The organism is Moritella sp. 5, assembly GCF_018219455.1.
In the GTDB taxonomy this organism is placed as follows: domain Bacteria; phylum Pseudomonadota; class Gammaproteobacteria; order Enterobacterales; family Moritellaceae; genus Moritella.
In genome coordinates, this window is sequence record NZ_CP056122.1 from 4,976,843 (window position 1) to 4,991,674 (window position 14,832).

16 protein-coding genes are annotated in these 14,832 nt (G+C 39.2%); 1 reads left to right on the forward strand and 15 read right to left on the reverse strand.

Features of this window, described 5'->3' with window-relative positions:
- Nucleotides 1–38 precede the first annotated feature (38 nt).
- The 7 genes from atpB to mioC all read right to left on the reverse strand — a co-directional run bounded on the left by atpB (nt 39) and on the right by mioC (nt 6,840).
- Complete coding sequence (gene atpB / locus HWV01_RS22270) at nt 39–815, reverse strand: F0F1 ATP synthase subunit A (protein WP_211673521.1); 777 nt, start codon at nt 813–815, stop codon at nt 39–41.
- Between the two features lie 3 nt (nt 816–818).
- Nucleotides 819–1,208, reverse strand: coding sequence for an ATP synthase subunit I (locus HWV01_RS22275; RefSeq protein WP_211673522.1), 390 nt, complete (start codon nt 1,206–1,208; stop codon nt 819–821).
- A gap of 389 nt (nt 1,209–1,597) precedes the next feature.
- Entirely contained in the window at nt 1,598–2,491 is an 894-nt protein-coding gene (locus HWV01_RS22280; RefSeq protein WP_211673523.1) for a ParB/RepB/Spo0J family partition protein, read from the reverse strand.
- A complete protein-coding gene (locus HWV01_RS22285) occupies nt 2,488–3,291 on the reverse strand; it encodes a ParA family protein (RefSeq protein ID WP_211673524.1) in 804 nt (267 codons plus the stop codon). Before HWV01_RS22285 ends, HWV01_RS22280 begins: the two co-directional genes overlap by 4 nt.
- Before the next feature lie 12 nt (nt 3,292–3,303).
- Complete coding sequence (gene rsmG, locus HWV01_RS22290; protein ID WP_211673525.1) at nt 3,304–3,924, reverse strand: 16S rRNA (guanine(527)-N(7))-methyltransferase RsmG; 621 nt, start codon at nt 3,922–3,924, stop codon at nt 3,304–3,306.
- 193 nt (nt 3,925–4,117) lie between these two features.
- A complete protein-coding gene (gene mnmG / locus HWV01_RS22295; RefSeq protein ID WP_211673526.1) occupies nt 4,118–6,001 on the reverse strand; it encodes a tRNA uridine-5-carboxymethylaminomethyl(34) synthesis enzyme MnmG in 1,884 nt (627 codons plus the stop codon).
- A gap of 389 nt (nt 6,002–6,390) precedes the next feature.
- Entirely contained in the window at nt 6,391–6,840 is a 450-nt protein-coding gene (gene mioC / locus HWV01_RS22300) for an FMN-binding protein MioC (protein ID WP_211673527.1), read from the reverse strand.
- A gap of 91 nt (nt 6,841–6,931) precedes the next feature.
- Here mioC and HWV01_RS22305 point away from each other — a divergent pair, with 91 nt between their 5' ends.
- Nucleotides 6,932–7,969: an HDOD domain-containing protein gene (locus HWV01_RS22305; RefSeq protein WP_211673528.1), complete on the forward strand. Its 1,038-nt coding sequence runs from the start codon at nt 6,932–6,934 to the stop codon at nt 7,967–7,969.
- 264 nt (nt 7,970–8,233) lie between these two features.
- Here the strand turns inward: HWV01_RS22305 and mnmE are convergent, their stop codons facing one another.
- From mnmE to HWV01_RS22345, 8 genes are all read right to left on the reverse strand, one after another.
- Complete coding sequence (mnmE, locus tag HWV01_RS22310) at nt 8,234–9,598, reverse strand: tRNA uridine-5-carboxymethylaminomethyl(34) synthesis GTPase MnmE (RefSeq protein WP_211673529.1); 1,365 nt, start codon at nt 9,596–9,598, stop codon at nt 8,234–8,236.
- A gap of 75 nt (nt 9,599–9,673) precedes the next feature.
- Nucleotides 9,674–11,317, reverse strand: coding sequence for a membrane protein insertase YidC (yidC, locus tag HWV01_RS22315; RefSeq protein WP_211673530.1), 1,644 nt, complete (start codon nt 11,315–11,317; stop codon nt 9,674–9,676).
- Nucleotides 11,318–11,324: 7 nt separating this feature from the next.
- Nucleotides 11,325–11,576 (reverse strand): membrane protein insertion efficiency factor YidD, encoded by a 252-nt coding sequence (gene yidD, locus HWV01_RS22320; RefSeq protein WP_075472414.1) that lies wholly within the window; start codon nt 11,574–11,576, stop codon nt 11,325–11,327.
- The gene (gene rnpA, locus HWV01_RS22325) at nt 11,543–11,866 is read right to left on the reverse strand and encodes a ribonuclease P protein component (protein ID WP_045112339.1); all 324 of its coding nucleotides are present in this window, start codon (nt 11,864–11,866) and stop codon (nt 11,543–11,545) included. Before rnpA ends, yidD begins: the two co-directional genes overlap by 34 nt.
- A gap of 42 nt (nt 11,867–11,908) precedes the next feature.
- Complete coding sequence (gene rpmH, locus HWV01_RS22330) at nt 11,909–12,043, reverse strand: 50S ribosomal protein L34 (protein ID WP_006034071.1); 135 nt, start codon at nt 12,041–12,043, stop codon at nt 11,909–11,911.
- A 373-nt stretch (nt 12,044–12,416) separates the two neighbouring features.
- A complete protein-coding gene (locus tag HWV01_RS22335; protein ID WP_211673531.1) occupies nt 12,417–13,151 on the reverse strand; it encodes an amino acid ABC transporter ATP-binding protein in 735 nt (244 codons plus the stop codon).
- A gap of 1 nt (nt 13,152) precedes the next feature.
- Nucleotides 13,153–13,752 (reverse strand): amino acid ABC transporter permease, encoded by a 600-nt coding sequence (locus HWV01_RS22340; protein WP_249185406.1) that lies wholly within the window; start codon nt 13,750–13,752, stop codon nt 13,153–13,155.
- Nucleotides 13,753–13,818: 66 nt separating this feature from the next.
- Nucleotides 13,819–14,571 carry an amino acid ABC transporter substrate-binding protein gene (locus tag HWV01_RS22345; protein ID WP_211673532.1) on the reverse strand — a complete coding sequence of 251 codons (753 nt, stop codon included), beginning with the start codon at nt 14,569–14,571 and terminating at the stop codon, nt 13,819–13,821.
- Between the last annotated feature and the right edge of the window lie 261 nt (nt 14,572–14,832).

Consider the following 14,832-nt stretch of genomic DNA (forward strand, 5'->3'; position numbering starts at 1 on the left):
TAAGATAAAAAATTTTAATTAAAATTTGTGTTTATAAATTAATGATCTTCACATGCACTGCTTAGATAAACCATAGACAGCATCATGAAGATAAACCCTTGTAGAACGATTACCAAAATATGGAAAATCGCCCATGGCACACTTAGTCCCCACTGAAGGTACCAAGGCATAAGCGCGATCAAAATAAAGATCAGCTCACCTGCGTACATGTTACCAAACAAACGAAGCGCTAATGAAATAGGCTTAGCCAGTAAAGTAACCATTTCCAGTGCAAAGTTAAAAGGAATAAATAACCAGTGGTTAAATGGGTTCATAGTCAGTTCACGAGTGAACCCTTTGACACCTTTAACCTTGATGCTGAAACCAACAATAAGCGCAAAAATACTTAATGACATAGCAAATGTCGTATTTAAGTCTGTTGTTGGAACAACTTTCATGTAGTCAATTCCCATTGCTTTTGCGGCTTCAGGAATGAAATCCACAGGAACCAAATCCATTGTATTCATCAGAATAACCATCATAAAGATAGTTAATGACAGCGGTGCAATTAACGCGTTACGACCATGAAAAGATTCTTTCACGATGTCGTTAACGAACTCGATACTCATTTCAACAAAACATTGAAACTTGCCTGGTACGCCCGTTGTCGCTTTCTGACCAACTCGATAGAATGTCCCTAAGAATAAAATTCCTAAAGCGAGAGTTACGAAAAGTGTGTCTAGGTGCCAAGTCCAAAATCCTTCACCAACCGCTAAATTAGTTAAGTGATGTTGGATATATTGGGTCGACGTTAGTGCTTCACCTGTTGCAGACATTTTTCATCCCAGTTTTTTGTTCATAAAATAAGGAGCAAATAATTGTGAGCCAATTGCTAATGAGAACGTCACGTAAAGAGGAAGATAATTCACCTTAACGAAACCTAATACCGCAATAAAGAACACAACTGTCAGTACCAATTTTAGCGATTCACCTAATGCAAATGATGCTACAACATCTTTAATCTGTCTGGCGCCCATAAACCGGAAAGCCAAACGGGTAAAGATGTAATTTGGCAAGACATAAATAATGCCACCAAAGAGTGCAGAGCGAGCTGAAAGCTCACCATCAATAAGCAAAAAGGTTAATGCGCAAACGGCCACTAATAGCACCTGAAACACAATCAATTTAATAGCTTGACTGAACGCATTCATTGCTAATTTATTTGACACAATAAACCCCTAAAACAATCTTTTTGAAGCATTCAAAAAAAATATATAAAAACGCTTCTAAAAGCAGGATAAATTATACGTTGAAGTGGTGCTAATGCAACTCATTGCAAGCCAGATAAGGAAAGCTAAGTAGAATATTCTGAAAAATGAGATATGACAGGTGTTACCCACTAATGAGTACCACCCTTATAATATTAAATTCTATACAACGCAGTTATTATGAAATAAAGTTATTTTGACATCGGGTAAAATATAAACCTTTGATATTTCAAGTGAAGATTATTGTAAAGAAAAGCGTATCTTACTGAGCTAAATAATATTTATTGACTCATAACTGAACTTTAAAAAATATTAACTTAATTTGATCTTTATCACCCCAAGGTTAAAATTTAACCCAAAGTTGAAACTATATCATCCAATTCAGCAAGGCTAGTATAGTCAATTGTTAACTTCCCACAGCCATTTGCACCTTGTTTTATGATAACTTTGGCTTTTAATCGTTCAGATAAGCGATATTCTAGGTTAACAACATCGGGATCTTTCACCTTTATTGGGCTTATTTCAGCTTTAGGTTCAAGTAGCTTTCGCACCAATTTTTCGGTATCTCGAACCGTTAAACCTCGCTGGGCAATATTGCTTGCCGCTTGTGATTGCAGTTCACCTTCAAGTGCCAATAATGCTCGGGCATGACCCATTTCAATATCACCATGCTCAAGTAATATTTTAACGTCGCTATTTAAGCTATTTAAGCGTAATAAATTAGAGACTGAAGCGCGTGATTTACCCACCGCATCAGCGACCTGTTGATGGGTTAACGAAAACTCTTCGATTAAACGCTGTAATGCAGTTGATTCTTCCATTGCATTTAAGTCTTCACGTTGAATATTTTCAATCAGAGACATCGCCATAACCGCTTCGTCAGCCACATCTTTGATAATACAAGGGACTTTACTTAAACCCGCTAATTGTGCAGCTCGCCAGCGACGTTCGCCAGCAATAATTTCAAATTTTTGCGCGCTCAATTCACGCACCACGATAGGTTGGATAATACCTTGTGCTGTAATTGATGCTGCTAATTCATCTAATGCATCCGTAGCCATGTCTTTACGTGGTTGATACTTACCTGGATACAACCATTCAATCGGTAATTTTTTGAATTCACTCTCAACGGTTAGTATCGATTGCGGTAAATCATCTTCAGCTTGTTCTTTGGTTCTTGCAATGGCACTGGTACCGAGCAAAGCATCCAGACCTTTACCTAACCCTCGTTTTTTCGCGTTCATGCTTGTTCCTTTGTCTGTTCGCTCTGTTCATCAGCTAATTCTTGACGACGAATAATTTCACCTGCGAGCGCTAAATACGCTTTAGCCCCGTTAGATGATTTATCATAATACATGGCAGGCGCACCAAAACTCGGCGCTTCAGCTAAGCGAACATTACGCGGGATCACCGTGCGATAGACTTTATCCCCGAAATGTTGCTTTAGTTGTTCGGAGACGTCAGATGCTAATCGGTTACGTGGGTCATACATAGTACGCAGTATGCCTTCGATTTTTAACTCAGGATTCACAGCGGCGGATAATTTACTGGTGGTATCCATCAATGCGGTTAGTCCTTCTAGCGCATAATATTCACATTGCATTGGCACTATAATTGAGTCAGCAGCAGCCATAGCATTAATTGTTAATAAGTTTAGCGATGGCGGACAATCAATAAAAATATAATCGTAATAGTCTTTCACCGCCACTAATGCATTCTTTAACCGTAATTCGCGGGCAAAGAATGCCATTAACTTAATCTCTGCCGCAGTGACATCTTGGTTAGCTGCAATCAGATGATATTTACCCGACGTTTCAGTAACCACGACTTCTTTTACAGATTTCTCATCAACCAATAAATCATAGGCAGAATACTCGACGCTATATTTGTCGACACCACTGCCCATGGTAGCATTACCTTGTGGATCAAGATCAATCAGCAATACCTTACGTTTAGTCGCCGACATTGAGGCTGCTAAATTGACACAAGTAGTTGTTTTTCCTACGCCACCTTTTTGGTTAGCTATTGCTATGATTTTGCCCACAAATGTTCCCTATTATTTAATCTCAGACATGACGATTAGATGACGTTCGCCCTCTAACTCTGGCACTGTTAGTTTATGTGCAACTTCCAGTTTAAATTTAGTATTCAATGTTTTAATTTCACCCGTTGGTTTTACCCCTTTCAACGCATAAAACAATCCATCTGGTTTTGGTAGGTGCTTACACCAATGTAACATATCTTCTAGTGAAGCAAACGCACGACTTAATACCCCATCAAATTTAATTTCTGGGTGATACTCTTCGACACGAGATTGCACAGGTGTGACGTTGGCTAATTTTAATTCGTGTACAGCTTGGGTAATAAAACGAATTCGTTTACCTAAACTATCAAGTAACACAAATTCTTTGTCAGGATTCATGATTGCTAGCGGTAAACCCGGTAAGCCAGGGCCAGTACCAACATCAATAAAACGTTCACCTTCTAAATATGGGCTCACGACAAGACTGTCCATGATATGTTTTACTAACATTTCATCTGGATCACGTACCGAAGTTAGATTGTATGCTTTATTCCACTTGTGTAATAAAGCCACTAATGCCACTAATTGCTGTTTTTGGATATCAGTAACAACCAAAGAGGTTTGCGCTAATAATGCTTCGAGGCGGTTGATCATACGTAGATTTACTCCGGTAAAACGCGATTATTTAAGTTAATATTAAATCGTAGAAAAAAAGAAAAAGACAATCTACTAAGTAAGGTAGAGGCACCTTAGTTAAATAGTAGCATTGCGAATTAGGGAATGATGTCAAAAATGCAGTTATATAGCCACCGATAAATGCGTTAACGGTGGCTGCTGTACTCATTATTTATTTATTGAGTAGATTTTGTTTTTTCAAATATATTAAGAGAATTGAAATCGCAGCAGGTGTGATACCTGAAATACGAGATGCCATGCCAATAGTTTGTGGTTTAACTTCGATTAACTTAGCAACAACCTCATTAGAAAGACCTTTAATTTTTGCGTAATCTAAATCCGTTGGCAACAAAGTATTTTCATGACGCAGTTGCTTTTCAATCTCAGTTTTCTGACGGTTAATATAACCTTCATATTTAATTGTAATTTCAACTTGTTCTGCAGCAGATTCATGTTCTAGTTTAGGACCCAGCTCTTCAATTGTCATCAAGGCAGCATAGGTGACTTCAGGACGACGAACAAGATCTTCCAATGTATGTTCACGTGAAAGTGGTTTAGCCAGTAATGCATTGATCTTATCCGCAAATTCTTTATTCGGATTGATCCAAGTAGAGCGTAAACGTTGTTGCTCCAGTTCAATGGCTTCCATTTTCTCGTTAAACACTTGCCAGCGATGATCATCAACTAAACCGAGTTCACGACCTTGCTCCGTTAAACGTGCATCCGCGTTATCTTCACGCAGCAATAAGCGGTATTCAGCACGACTGGTAAACATACGGTACGGTTCTTTGGTCCCTAATGTTGCAAGATCGTCGATTAATACACCCAAGTAAGCCTGATCACGGCGTGGATGCCATGTATCTTCTTCTCGTGCTGTGCGTGCTGCATTTAAACCAGCAAGTAGACCTTGTGCCGCAGCTTCTTCATAACCTGTAGTACCGTTAATTTGACCCGCTAAGAACAAGCCTTCGATAAATTTACTTTCTAACGTCAACTTAAGATCACGTGGATCGAAGTAATCATACTCGATCGCATAACCAGGGCGAGTAATATGGGCATTCTCTAAACCGTGGATCGAACGAACAAGATCGACTTGTACATCATACGGTAAACTTGTTGAGATGCCGTTAGGGTAAACTTCATGTGTTGTTAAGCCTTCAGGTTCGATAAAAATCTGATGCGATTCTTTATCTGCAAATCGAGTGATCTTATCTTCGATCGATGGACAATAACGTGGTCCTATGCCTTCGATCACACCGGTGTACATTGGGCTACGATCCATACCACTACGGATCACATCATGGGTCTTATTATTAGTATGAGTAATGTAACAAGGTATCTGTTGTGGATGATCTTTACGACTACCAATGAAAGAAAATACCGGTGTAGGTGCATCACCGTGTTGTTCTTCCATCACAGAGAAATCAATTGTACGACCATCAATCCGAGGCGGGGTGCCCGTTTTCAAACGACCAGTACGGATAGGTAATTCACGTAAACGTGCAGCTAACGAAACGGATGCAGGATCACCAGCTCGGCCACCTGCATAGTTCTGTAAACCTATGTGGATAAGTCCATCAAGGAATGTACCAACCGTCAATACCACTGATTTCGCTTTAAACTTAAGTCCTGCTTGCGTTACTACACCAACAACACGATCGTTTTCAATAATAAGATCATCAACAGACTGTTGGAATATAGTTAAGTTTTGCTGATTTTCAAGTTTTTGGCGTACTGCTGATTTATACAATAAACGATCCGCTTGTGCACGTGTTGCTCGAACTGCGGGACCTTTACTTGAATTTAATGTTCTAAATTGGATACCACCAAGGTCAGTGGCTTGACCCATAATGCCGCCAAGTGCATCAATTTCTTTAACCAAGTGACCTTTACCAATACCACCGATGGCTGGATTACATGACATATGTCCAAGCGTATCGATGTTATGGGTTAATAATAATGTATTTCGTCCCATACGAGCAGCAGCAGCGGCAGCTTCTGTTCCAGCATGTCCGCCACCTACGACGATAACTTCAAATTGTTCATGGTATGCCATGTATCACCTCGGTTTTATTTGGCGGATATATTCAGAGCGGCACAGTTTACGGTTTTCTCTAACAGATGCAAATGATCTTAAATATATTTTTAATTTAGATCTAACTGTTGATCTTAAGATCTTATAAGAGATCTTATTAGATCTATTATTAAGGGAGGCTTGATCTGTTGATAACCCTCTTTGATCTAGAAAGATCATGTGTTTAGCTGCGATCACTTGCTGTTAGTAAGGCTTGGGCTTGTTACGTATAAGTTGGGTGTAAATAGCCTAGTTATACACAGCTCATGGGCGCACTGATTTATTCTACAAGGATAACTATAGGTTGATCACAAGAAAGATCTATAGTTATCCACAGAAAATAAAAATAAAAAAACACGATCATGGTTATATTATAGCCATTTTTTAGACCATTCAGGGAACCATATGTCGATCGAATCTTCAGGGATCGGCGTTTCCAGCGTGCAAATTTCGAGAGCGATCGCCACTTTTTTGGCATTTAACAGTGTTAATTGACGATCGATCATGTGTCCAGCATTGCAAAATTGATCATAAGATTTAGAGCCTAGTGCGATCACACTGTATTTTATCGAGCTTAAATCGGGATTTTTTTGTGCTAGCTGTTGTGCGAACGGGGCTATGTTTTCTGGGTAATCACCAGCTCCGTGGGTTGATGTGCAGATGATCCAGGGGTTGTTTTTGTTGATCGGTAAATCCTTTAGCTGAGGATCTAGGTGTATGTTGGCTTGAAAACCTTGATCAACAAGTTTCTCAGCTAAATGATCAGCTACATATTCTGCAGATCCCAGCGTCGTGCCGACAATAATTTCAAATGTATACATGTTTTCCTCTTATTTTATGGTTTATTACGATAGTTCTATTGTAAAATATCATCAATTATAATTATTTTATTTATTGCTGATTAAGGCGCTTATGGCTTCATTATTTCAACGTTTTTTTAATGTATTTGGGAACTCTAACGCGATAGGAAAAGTAAGAATAAACCCCACTAAACCTGTCATTAATAATGTTGCGACACCTAAAGTCAGTATACCTGATGTCGGTGTGAGGGATGAGATAATTGACACTAGTTCTCTTTTTTATGATTTATTGTTTAATAATCAGGAAGTGAATACAGAGGTTAATTTGGGCTTGAACCCATTAGAAAAAAGTATTTTGCTTAAAGTTGAAGCAAGTGTAGGGCACCCTGAAAACATTGCTTTGAATGTAGTAAGGTTACCTGTGGTATTACATAAAGTATCAAGCTTAATTGACAGCGATAATTATACTGCACAGCAATTGGCAGCCTTGATTACGCAAGATCCTGCTCTGGCTGCGGATGTTATTAAGTTAGTCAACTCTGCGCACTTTCAATTAGGCTCTCAAGAAGTGACAAGTTTACAAGAGGCCGTTGTTCGTTTAGGAGGTTTGCAAATTAAGTCGATTGTATTGACGATCGTTATGCAAAATATAACCGAAATAAAGCCGATCTATTTTAAGTTGTTTGGTCAGTATTTATGGCAACATTCGCTAACGACTGCCTTGTGGGCAAAAAATCTGGCGAAGAGTAGGGGAGGTGATCCTGATTTAGCATATTTCATTGGTTTGATCCATGATGTGGGTAAAATTGCATTGTTTAAATTGATTGTGGATGAGATGAATATGAGTGATCCACAGTTTAGACCAAACTCCAAGTTATTCCGTCAAATGATGACTAAGCATTCATTGCGCTTGTCTGCACTGATAGCACAATCTTGGCAGTTACCTGGACCTGTGGTTAAAGCGTTATATGAACAGGTTGAATCCAGCTCTGTTATAGAGCACACGGGGCCTGGTAAGCTATTAGAAGAGGCTAACTTATACAGTGAAATTAACTTGCTATTAGCGCAGGGATATATCTCTCAGCAGCAAGCCTGTGAGTTTTGTATCGAGCATAAGTTAGATATTAAAGTTTGTATTGCCGGGGTATAAAGTCGAACTTTTAATCGACTAAAACTCATTTTTAAGGTCTAAAAAAATGCTTTACAAAGTCACTATATTTACAGTTTTAGTTGTTATTATTGTTGTTATTCTGCGGGGTTAAGTTGTGGGTAACTCTGTGGATGGCTTTGTAATAAGGATCTGTTGAATCGTTGCTGAAGTGTGTTGGGTGTGGGCATCATGATCTTACTTCAATGGTAAATTGTGATGTTGTGGATAAAGTGATGATCCCAATTAGGATCATCACTTTTATTTTTATTTGCCGATACAGAATGAGGTAAAGATACGACCAAGAAGATCATCTGAAGTGAACTCGCCAGTGATTTCTGAAAGTTGCTCTTGCGCTAAGCGTAACTCTTCAGCTAGCAGCTCTCCAGCCATGTAAACTTCAAGTTGGAGTTTACCTACCTGTAGATGCTCATAGGCTTTCTCTATCGCATCTAAGTGGCGACGTCGAGCTATAAAGCCACCTTCAGTATTACTTTGATAACCCATACATTCTTTTAAATGGGTCTTTAATTCGTCTAAACCTAGCTGTTCTTTTGCTGATATTTTAAAAACAGGGTGACCATGATCGTCACCTGTTATTAAGGTTTCACCGGTTAGATCCATTTTATTTCTAATCACGGTAAGGCCGATCGACGAAGGTAGACGATCAATGAAATCGGGCCAGATTTCGGCAGGATCCGTTGCGTCTGTGGTTGTACCATCGACCATGAATAATACTTGATCCGCGTTATTGATCTCTTCCCAAGCACGTTCAATACCGATTTGTTCAACACGATCCGGGCTCTCGCGTAAACCCGCGGTATCAATAATATGTAATGGCATGCCATCGATATGGATATGTTCGCGTAATACGTCGCGTGTTGTACCTGCGATGTCGGTGACGATAGCGGACTCTTTACCTGCTAATGCATTTAGCAAACTTGATTTACCGGCGTTAGGACGACCAGCTATCACGACCTTCATGCCTTCGCGAATAATGCTACCTTGTTTTGCTTCTTTTTGTACTGCGGTAAGGTTATCAATGATTTTATATAATGCTTGAGCTATTTTACCGTCAGCAAGGAAGTCGACTTCTTCTTCAGGAAAATCAATCGACGCTTCAACATAAATACGTAAGTGAATTAAACTTTCGGTTAGGGTATTAATCTTTTTCGAGAACTCACCTTGTAGTGAGTTCATTGCTGATTTTACAGCTCGTTCAGAGGTTGCATCAATTAGATCTGCAATTGCTTCTGCTTGGGTTAAATCCATTTTGTCATTGAGGAATGCACGCTCAGAGAATTCACCTGGACGGGCCATTCTAATTCCGTCTATTTTAAGAATACGACGCATCAGCATATCCATTATCACGGGACCACCATGACCCTGTAACTCTAAAACATCTTCACCGGTAAATGAATTTGGTGCTTTGAACAAGATGGCAATACCTTGGTCAATTGTTTGTTGTTCTTCATCCAGGAAAGATAAGTAATCGGCTTTACGCACCGTTGGAATTTTATTTAAAATAGTTTGTGCGACTAACTCTGTTTTTGGCCCAGAGATACGAATAATACCAACACCACCTCGTCCTGGCGGTGTGGCTTGTGCAATGATTGTTTCATTAGTTAGCATGTTATTACCCGAAGATAGTAGGTTTTTGAGATGAAAAAAGGCGGCACAAGGGCCGCCTTGATAAGATTAGCAAGTTTATTTCTTGCTATGCAAACCTTGTTTTTCCAGTGAGCGGAAAATAATAGTTTGTTGAATAATTGTAACTACGTTACTCATTAACCAGTATAGAACTAGTCCTGCAGGGAACCACAAGAAGAAGAAAGTAAACATAACAGGCATAAACTGCATTACTTTCTGCTGCATTGGATCCTGAACTTGTGTCGGTGACATTTTTTGGATCATGTACATAGTAACACCCATTAATAGCGGTAATACGTAGTATGGGTCTTGTGCTGATAAATCATTAATCCATAATGCGAATGGTGCGTGACGTAATTCAACACTTTCCATTAATGCCCAGTATAGTGAGATGAAAATAGGCATTTGGATGATCATTGGGAAACAACCACCTAATGGATTTACTTTCTCTTCTTTATACAATGCCATCATTGATTGCGACATTTTTTGTTTGTCGTCGCCACATTTTTCACGTAATGCAGTCAGTTTTGGTTGAAGTAAACGCATTTTTGCCATTGACGTGTATTGCGCTTTAGTTAGCGGATACATTGCACCACGCACGGTAAACGTGATCATGATTACGGCAATACCCCAGTTACCAACTAAACCATGGAAGAACTGAAGTAATTTAAATAGCGGTTGTGCAATAAACCACAACCAGCTGTAATCAACAGTTAGGTCAAGGCCTTCAACTAACTCTCCCATCTCATCTTGTAATTTTGGACCAACCCAAAGTTTTGCTGAGATAGTTTTTTCGCTGTTTGCGGCAACTGTTTCAACTGGTTGTTTGAAACCAATGATCGCTTGACCTTTAGTAAACTCAGTACGACCAATGTTTAAGCTATAGAAATGGTTTTGGCTATCGCCAGGGATCCAAGCTGTTACAAAGTAATGCTGTAACATACCAACCCAACCAGCTGTAGTTGTACGGCTTAGGTTCGCATCGCTGATATCACTGAAATCGTATTTTTCATAACGCTTATCTGTCGTGCCGAGTGCTGCACCACGATAAGCTTTCATCATCATGCTGCTACCTTCGTCTTCTGCAAGATCAATATTTTGTTTTAATTGACCGTACATTTGCACCGAAATTGCATTAGCAGATTGGTTATTAACTTTGTAGCTAACTTCAATATCATAACTACCGCGTGTAAGAGTAAATACTTTCGTAAATTTAACTCCATTCTCGTCTGTATATGATAATGGGATATCTAATGTGTCACCTGAAATAGTGAAGCTTTTCGCTGTCGTAGTATATTGTGGACGACCATTTGCATTTGCATCTGGACCGTTTACGCCAATAAGACCACTTTGAGCAACGTAAACATTTGTTGCATCATTTTGTAATAAGGTGAAACGTTCTTCAGAATCTAATTCTGTAGCATGGTCAAGTAAGTCGGCGCGAACAATATCACCACCTAATGTATCGATAGTCAGTTCAAGTACATCTGAGCTAATCGTGATCAGGTTATTTGATTGTTTGCTGTTTGGCGCATCAGTTGATGAGTCACTGCCTGCTGGTATATCGCCAGTTAAACCATTGCTGATCGCTTGAGTCGTTGTTGGTACTGCAACCGGGTTGTCTTTATTTTGCCACTCGGTGAATAGCAAAAAGCTGACAAACAATAATCCGATGACAAGTAAATTACGTTGGGATTCCATAATCTAATTAATCTCTTTGTTTGGGTTCTGGTACAGGATCGTAACCATGTTTATTACTAAAAGGATGACATATTAATAGACGTTTGGCTGTGAGCCAACAACCTTTTGTAAATCCGTGGAGTTTTATTGATTCTATCGCGTATTGAGAACACGTTGGAGTGAAGCGACAGCGAGGTCCAATCATCGGACTAATGAATAATTGGTATCCTCGTATTAATTTGGTGCCTAACCATTGCAACGGCGACAAAGTTTGCGCCATAACTTCTCCAATAATGCATCGATTTCTGCATTTTCCAAGTTTGCAATACCAGATTTAGCGATAACCACGATATCAACATTAGGAAAATCATGTTGGCGTGTCCGAAAACTTTCTCTGAATAGACGTTTAACTCGGTTACGGCCGACAGCAAGTTTAATTGCTTTTTTAGGTACAGCTAAACCAAGACGAGGATGTCCAAGTGAGTTATTTTTGGCAAGTATAGTTATATGAGGTGAGGCTGATCGCACAGGGTCTGCGAATACGTTTTTGAAGTGTTCGGGAGTTAACAAGCGTAACTCCCGAGGAAAGCTCTTATCTATCACGTCTGATAATTAAGCGCTTAAAGTCTTACGACCTTTTGCACGGCGACGTGCAAGAACCTTACGGCCACCTACAGTTGCTTTACGTGCGCGGAAACCGTGTGAACGTTTACGCTTAAGGTTACTTGGTTGAAAAGTACGTTTCATAGCTTTATCCGTTATAAAATTAACTGTACAGTTATGTTGAGTTAGCCAAGAAATAATGACCGGTCGTCAACTTGACTAACACAAAAAGAGGCGGAATTTTAATCATTCTTGTAAAACAAGTCAATAATTAATCAATACTCGCCTCGTGAAAATAGCAATATCTTACTTAAATTCGATATTCTCGACCGATTATTATGCGATTGGATACATGAAATAATAGGCTAAATTCCTATCCATATAGATAAAAATTATAATTCGGTTTAATAATTGCTGTTATTCCAATCTGATCACAAGGGATCAAGCGGGGAATTATACAGGCTATTTACTAACTAACAAGTCAGCGCTGCTAATTTATCCACTTTATAATGTCTGATTATTGATTTACTCGCTGTAAAAATGTACGAGTACGAGGATCTTGCGGGTTATTAAAGATCATATCCGCGGATCCTTGTTCAATAATCTGACCTTGATCCATAAAAATCACCCGGTCTGCGATTTCTTTTGCAAATTGCATTTCGTGCGTCACAATTAGCATTGTCTGCTTTTGGTTGGCCAATTCACGCATTAATCCGAGAACTTCACCCACCCATTCAGGGTCTAATGCTGATGTCGGCTCGTCAAATAAGATTACTTTACTTTGTGCTGCCATTGCTCGTGCTATGCCGATTCGTTGTTGCTGTCCACCTGAAAGTGAAGAAGGGTAGCTATCCTTTTTATCACTCAAACCAATACTACCAAGGATAGTAAGCGCTTCCTCTTTTGCTGTTTCAGCCGACTTACCTCGGACGGTAACTAAGCCCTCGGTTATGTTCTCGAGCGCCGTTTTATTGGCAAACAGTGCATAGTTTTGGAACACAAAGGCGGTTTTTTTACGCAGCTCCGTAATTTGTTTTTTAGTGGCACTATTGGCATCAACAACTAAATCATCAATAGTAATAGTAGCGGTTGTTGGTTGCTCTAGAAAGTTTAAACAACGTAATAGTGTTGATTTTCCTGTTCCTGAAGGACCGATAATAACGGTGGTCTCACCTTCTTTGATATCTAAATTAATTTGGCGTAAAACCACGTTCTCACCAAAATGCTTACTTAAATTAGCTACTTTGATCATGCTAATACGCCTTATTGAGATAACGTTCTAAATGAACTTGCATTTGGGTAAAGACGAGTACCACTGCCCAGTAAATTAGCGCAACAGCCAGATAGCTTTCGAAGAAGTAAAAACTTGATGAAGCTTCCATCTGCGTTTTCGCCATGATCTCGGTAACACCTAACGTAAATGCTAAAGATGTGCTTTTGATCATATCGATAAAGTAATTCATCAATGATGGTGTCGCTATTCGCGCTGCCTGTGGGAGCACGATACGGCGCATCGCTTGACCCGAGGTCATTCCGATACTGAGTGAGGCTTCCATCTGTGATTTATCCACCGCCATGATTGCTGCGCGAATACTTTCAGCTTTGTAAGCAGCAAAGTGCAGGGTTAATCCAATCACGGATGCGGTAAATGCATCCATGTTTATCAATATAGGGAATACTCGCGGCAGACCGTAATACAGCAAAAATAACTGTACAAGGAGCGGGGTACCACGAAAGAAAGAAATAAATAACATAGCTAATTGATTGAGCACAGGTATTTTGAACGTGCGTACAACCGCTAAGCCAATGGCTATTATCAGGGCGAAAAAGACACCAATCAGTGCCATCTGCATGGTTGTTCCCAAATACTTAAGCAGTATCGGGAACAGATTTAGCATGTACTCAAGATTAAATTGCATTTATTTTACAGTGATATCCGTTGAGAACCATTTTTCTGAAATTGCAGCTAGAGTGCCATCTGCACGCATGCTATCCAGCGTTGTATTTACTTTTAGGCGTAGTGCTTCTTGTTTTTCTGTTTTCAAAAATGGCATTGCATTTTCGATAGTTTCAAACGTTGGGCCTGCAAGTTGTAACGGTAATGGTGATTTGTTAATTAATTCAAGTGATGATAAACGATCCATCACAAACGCATCGGTACGACCTAATGCTACATCACGTTCGATACCAGTGTCGTAGGTTTTGATGGTAATGTTGTTATTGGTATCGTATTTGCGTAATAAATCAGCAAAATTAGAGCCTAAGTTTACGCCAACTGTTTTGTTTGCAAGGTCATCAACACCATTAATTTCGGTATTGCCTTTTCTTACCACGACTTGAGCACCATCATACACGTAAGTTTGGCTAAATGAATATTTGGCTGTGCGTGCTGGAGTGATGGTTACTTGATTTGAAATCGTATCGATACGACCTGTTTCTAGCATTCCAAATAGGCCGGAAAAATTAACAGTAATGAATTTTACTTTTGAATCATTACGTTTGGCGATCTCTTTCCATAAATCCACTTCAAAACCTTGGAGTTGATCATTTTTTGAAAAAGTGAACGGGAAGTAGTTACCTGACATACCGACTTTAATTGTTTCTTGTGCGTGTGCTACGCTTGTTAATGTTGTACTTACAAGCATTGCTGCTGCTAATAATAGTTTTTTCATGAGCCACCCTGGTTACGCAAATAATATGTTTAATGCGTGCATGATATTCTAATGTAAAATGAATTATAAATAGCGTTTAGTTATAACTAATTGCTAAAAGATAGCGTGATTTATTATATTTACTGGTTTTTTCATATCTATTCGCACCTAATTGGTTTTTATTTTGCTTTTGTGTGGATAAGTGTTTATTCATGCTAGCGCTTATGCACAATTAGCAGTAAAATAATCCATTATTCTTTATTTTTATCTGGAGTGTGGAGA

Excerpts from the sequence above, each read along its gene's own strand:
- HWV01_RS22340 (WP_249185406.1), bottom strand. The coding sequence starts at position 13,752 with ATGCAGATGGCACTGATTGGTGTCTTTTTCGCCCTGATAATAGCCATT.
- yidD (WP_075472414.1), bottom strand. The coding sequence starts at position 11,576 with ATGGCGCAAACTTTGTCGCCGTTGCAATGGTTAGGCACCAAATTAATA.
- rsmG (WP_211673525.1), bottom strand. The coding sequence starts at position 3,924 with ATGATCAACCGCCTCGAAGCATTATTAGCGCAAACCTCTTTGGTTGTT.
- HWV01_RS22335 (WP_211673531.1), bottom strand. The coding sequence starts at position 13,151 with ATGATCAAAGTAGCTAATTTAAGTAAGCATTTTGGTGAGAACGTGGTT.
- mnmE (WP_211673529.1), bottom strand. The coding sequence starts at position 9,598 with ATGCTAACTAATGAAACAATCATTGCACAAGCCACACCGCCAGGACGA.
- atpB (WP_211673521.1), bottom strand. The coding sequence starts at position 815 with ATGTCTGCAACAGGTGAAGCACTAACGTCGACCCAATATATCCAACAT.
- rpmH (WP_006034071.1), bottom strand. The coding sequence starts at position 12,043 with ATGAAACGTACTTTTCAACCAAGTAACCTTAAGCGTAAACGTTCACAC.
- HWV01_RS22305 (WP_211673528.1), top strand. The coding sequence starts at position 6,932 with ATGGCTTCATTATTTCAACGTTTTTTTAATGTATTTGGGAACTCTAAC.
- mioC (WP_211673527.1), bottom strand. The coding sequence starts at position 6,840 with ATGTATACATTTGAAATTATTGTCGGCACGACGCTGGGATCTGCAGAA.
- yidC (WP_211673530.1), bottom strand. The coding sequence starts at position 11,317 with ATGGAATCCCAACGTAATTTACTTGTCATCGGATTATTGTTTGTCAGC.
- mnmG (WP_211673526.1), bottom strand. The coding sequence starts at position 6,001 with ATGGCATACCATGAACAATTTGAAGTTATCGTCGTAGGTGGCGGACAT.
- HWV01_RS22280 (WP_211673523.1), bottom strand. The coding sequence starts at position 2,491 with ATGAACGCGAAAAAACGAGGGTTAGGTAAAGGTCTGGATGCTTTGCTC.
- HWV01_RS22345 (WP_211673532.1), bottom strand. The coding sequence starts at position 14,571 with ATGAAAAAACTATTATTAGCAGCAGCAATGCTTGTAAGTACAACATTA.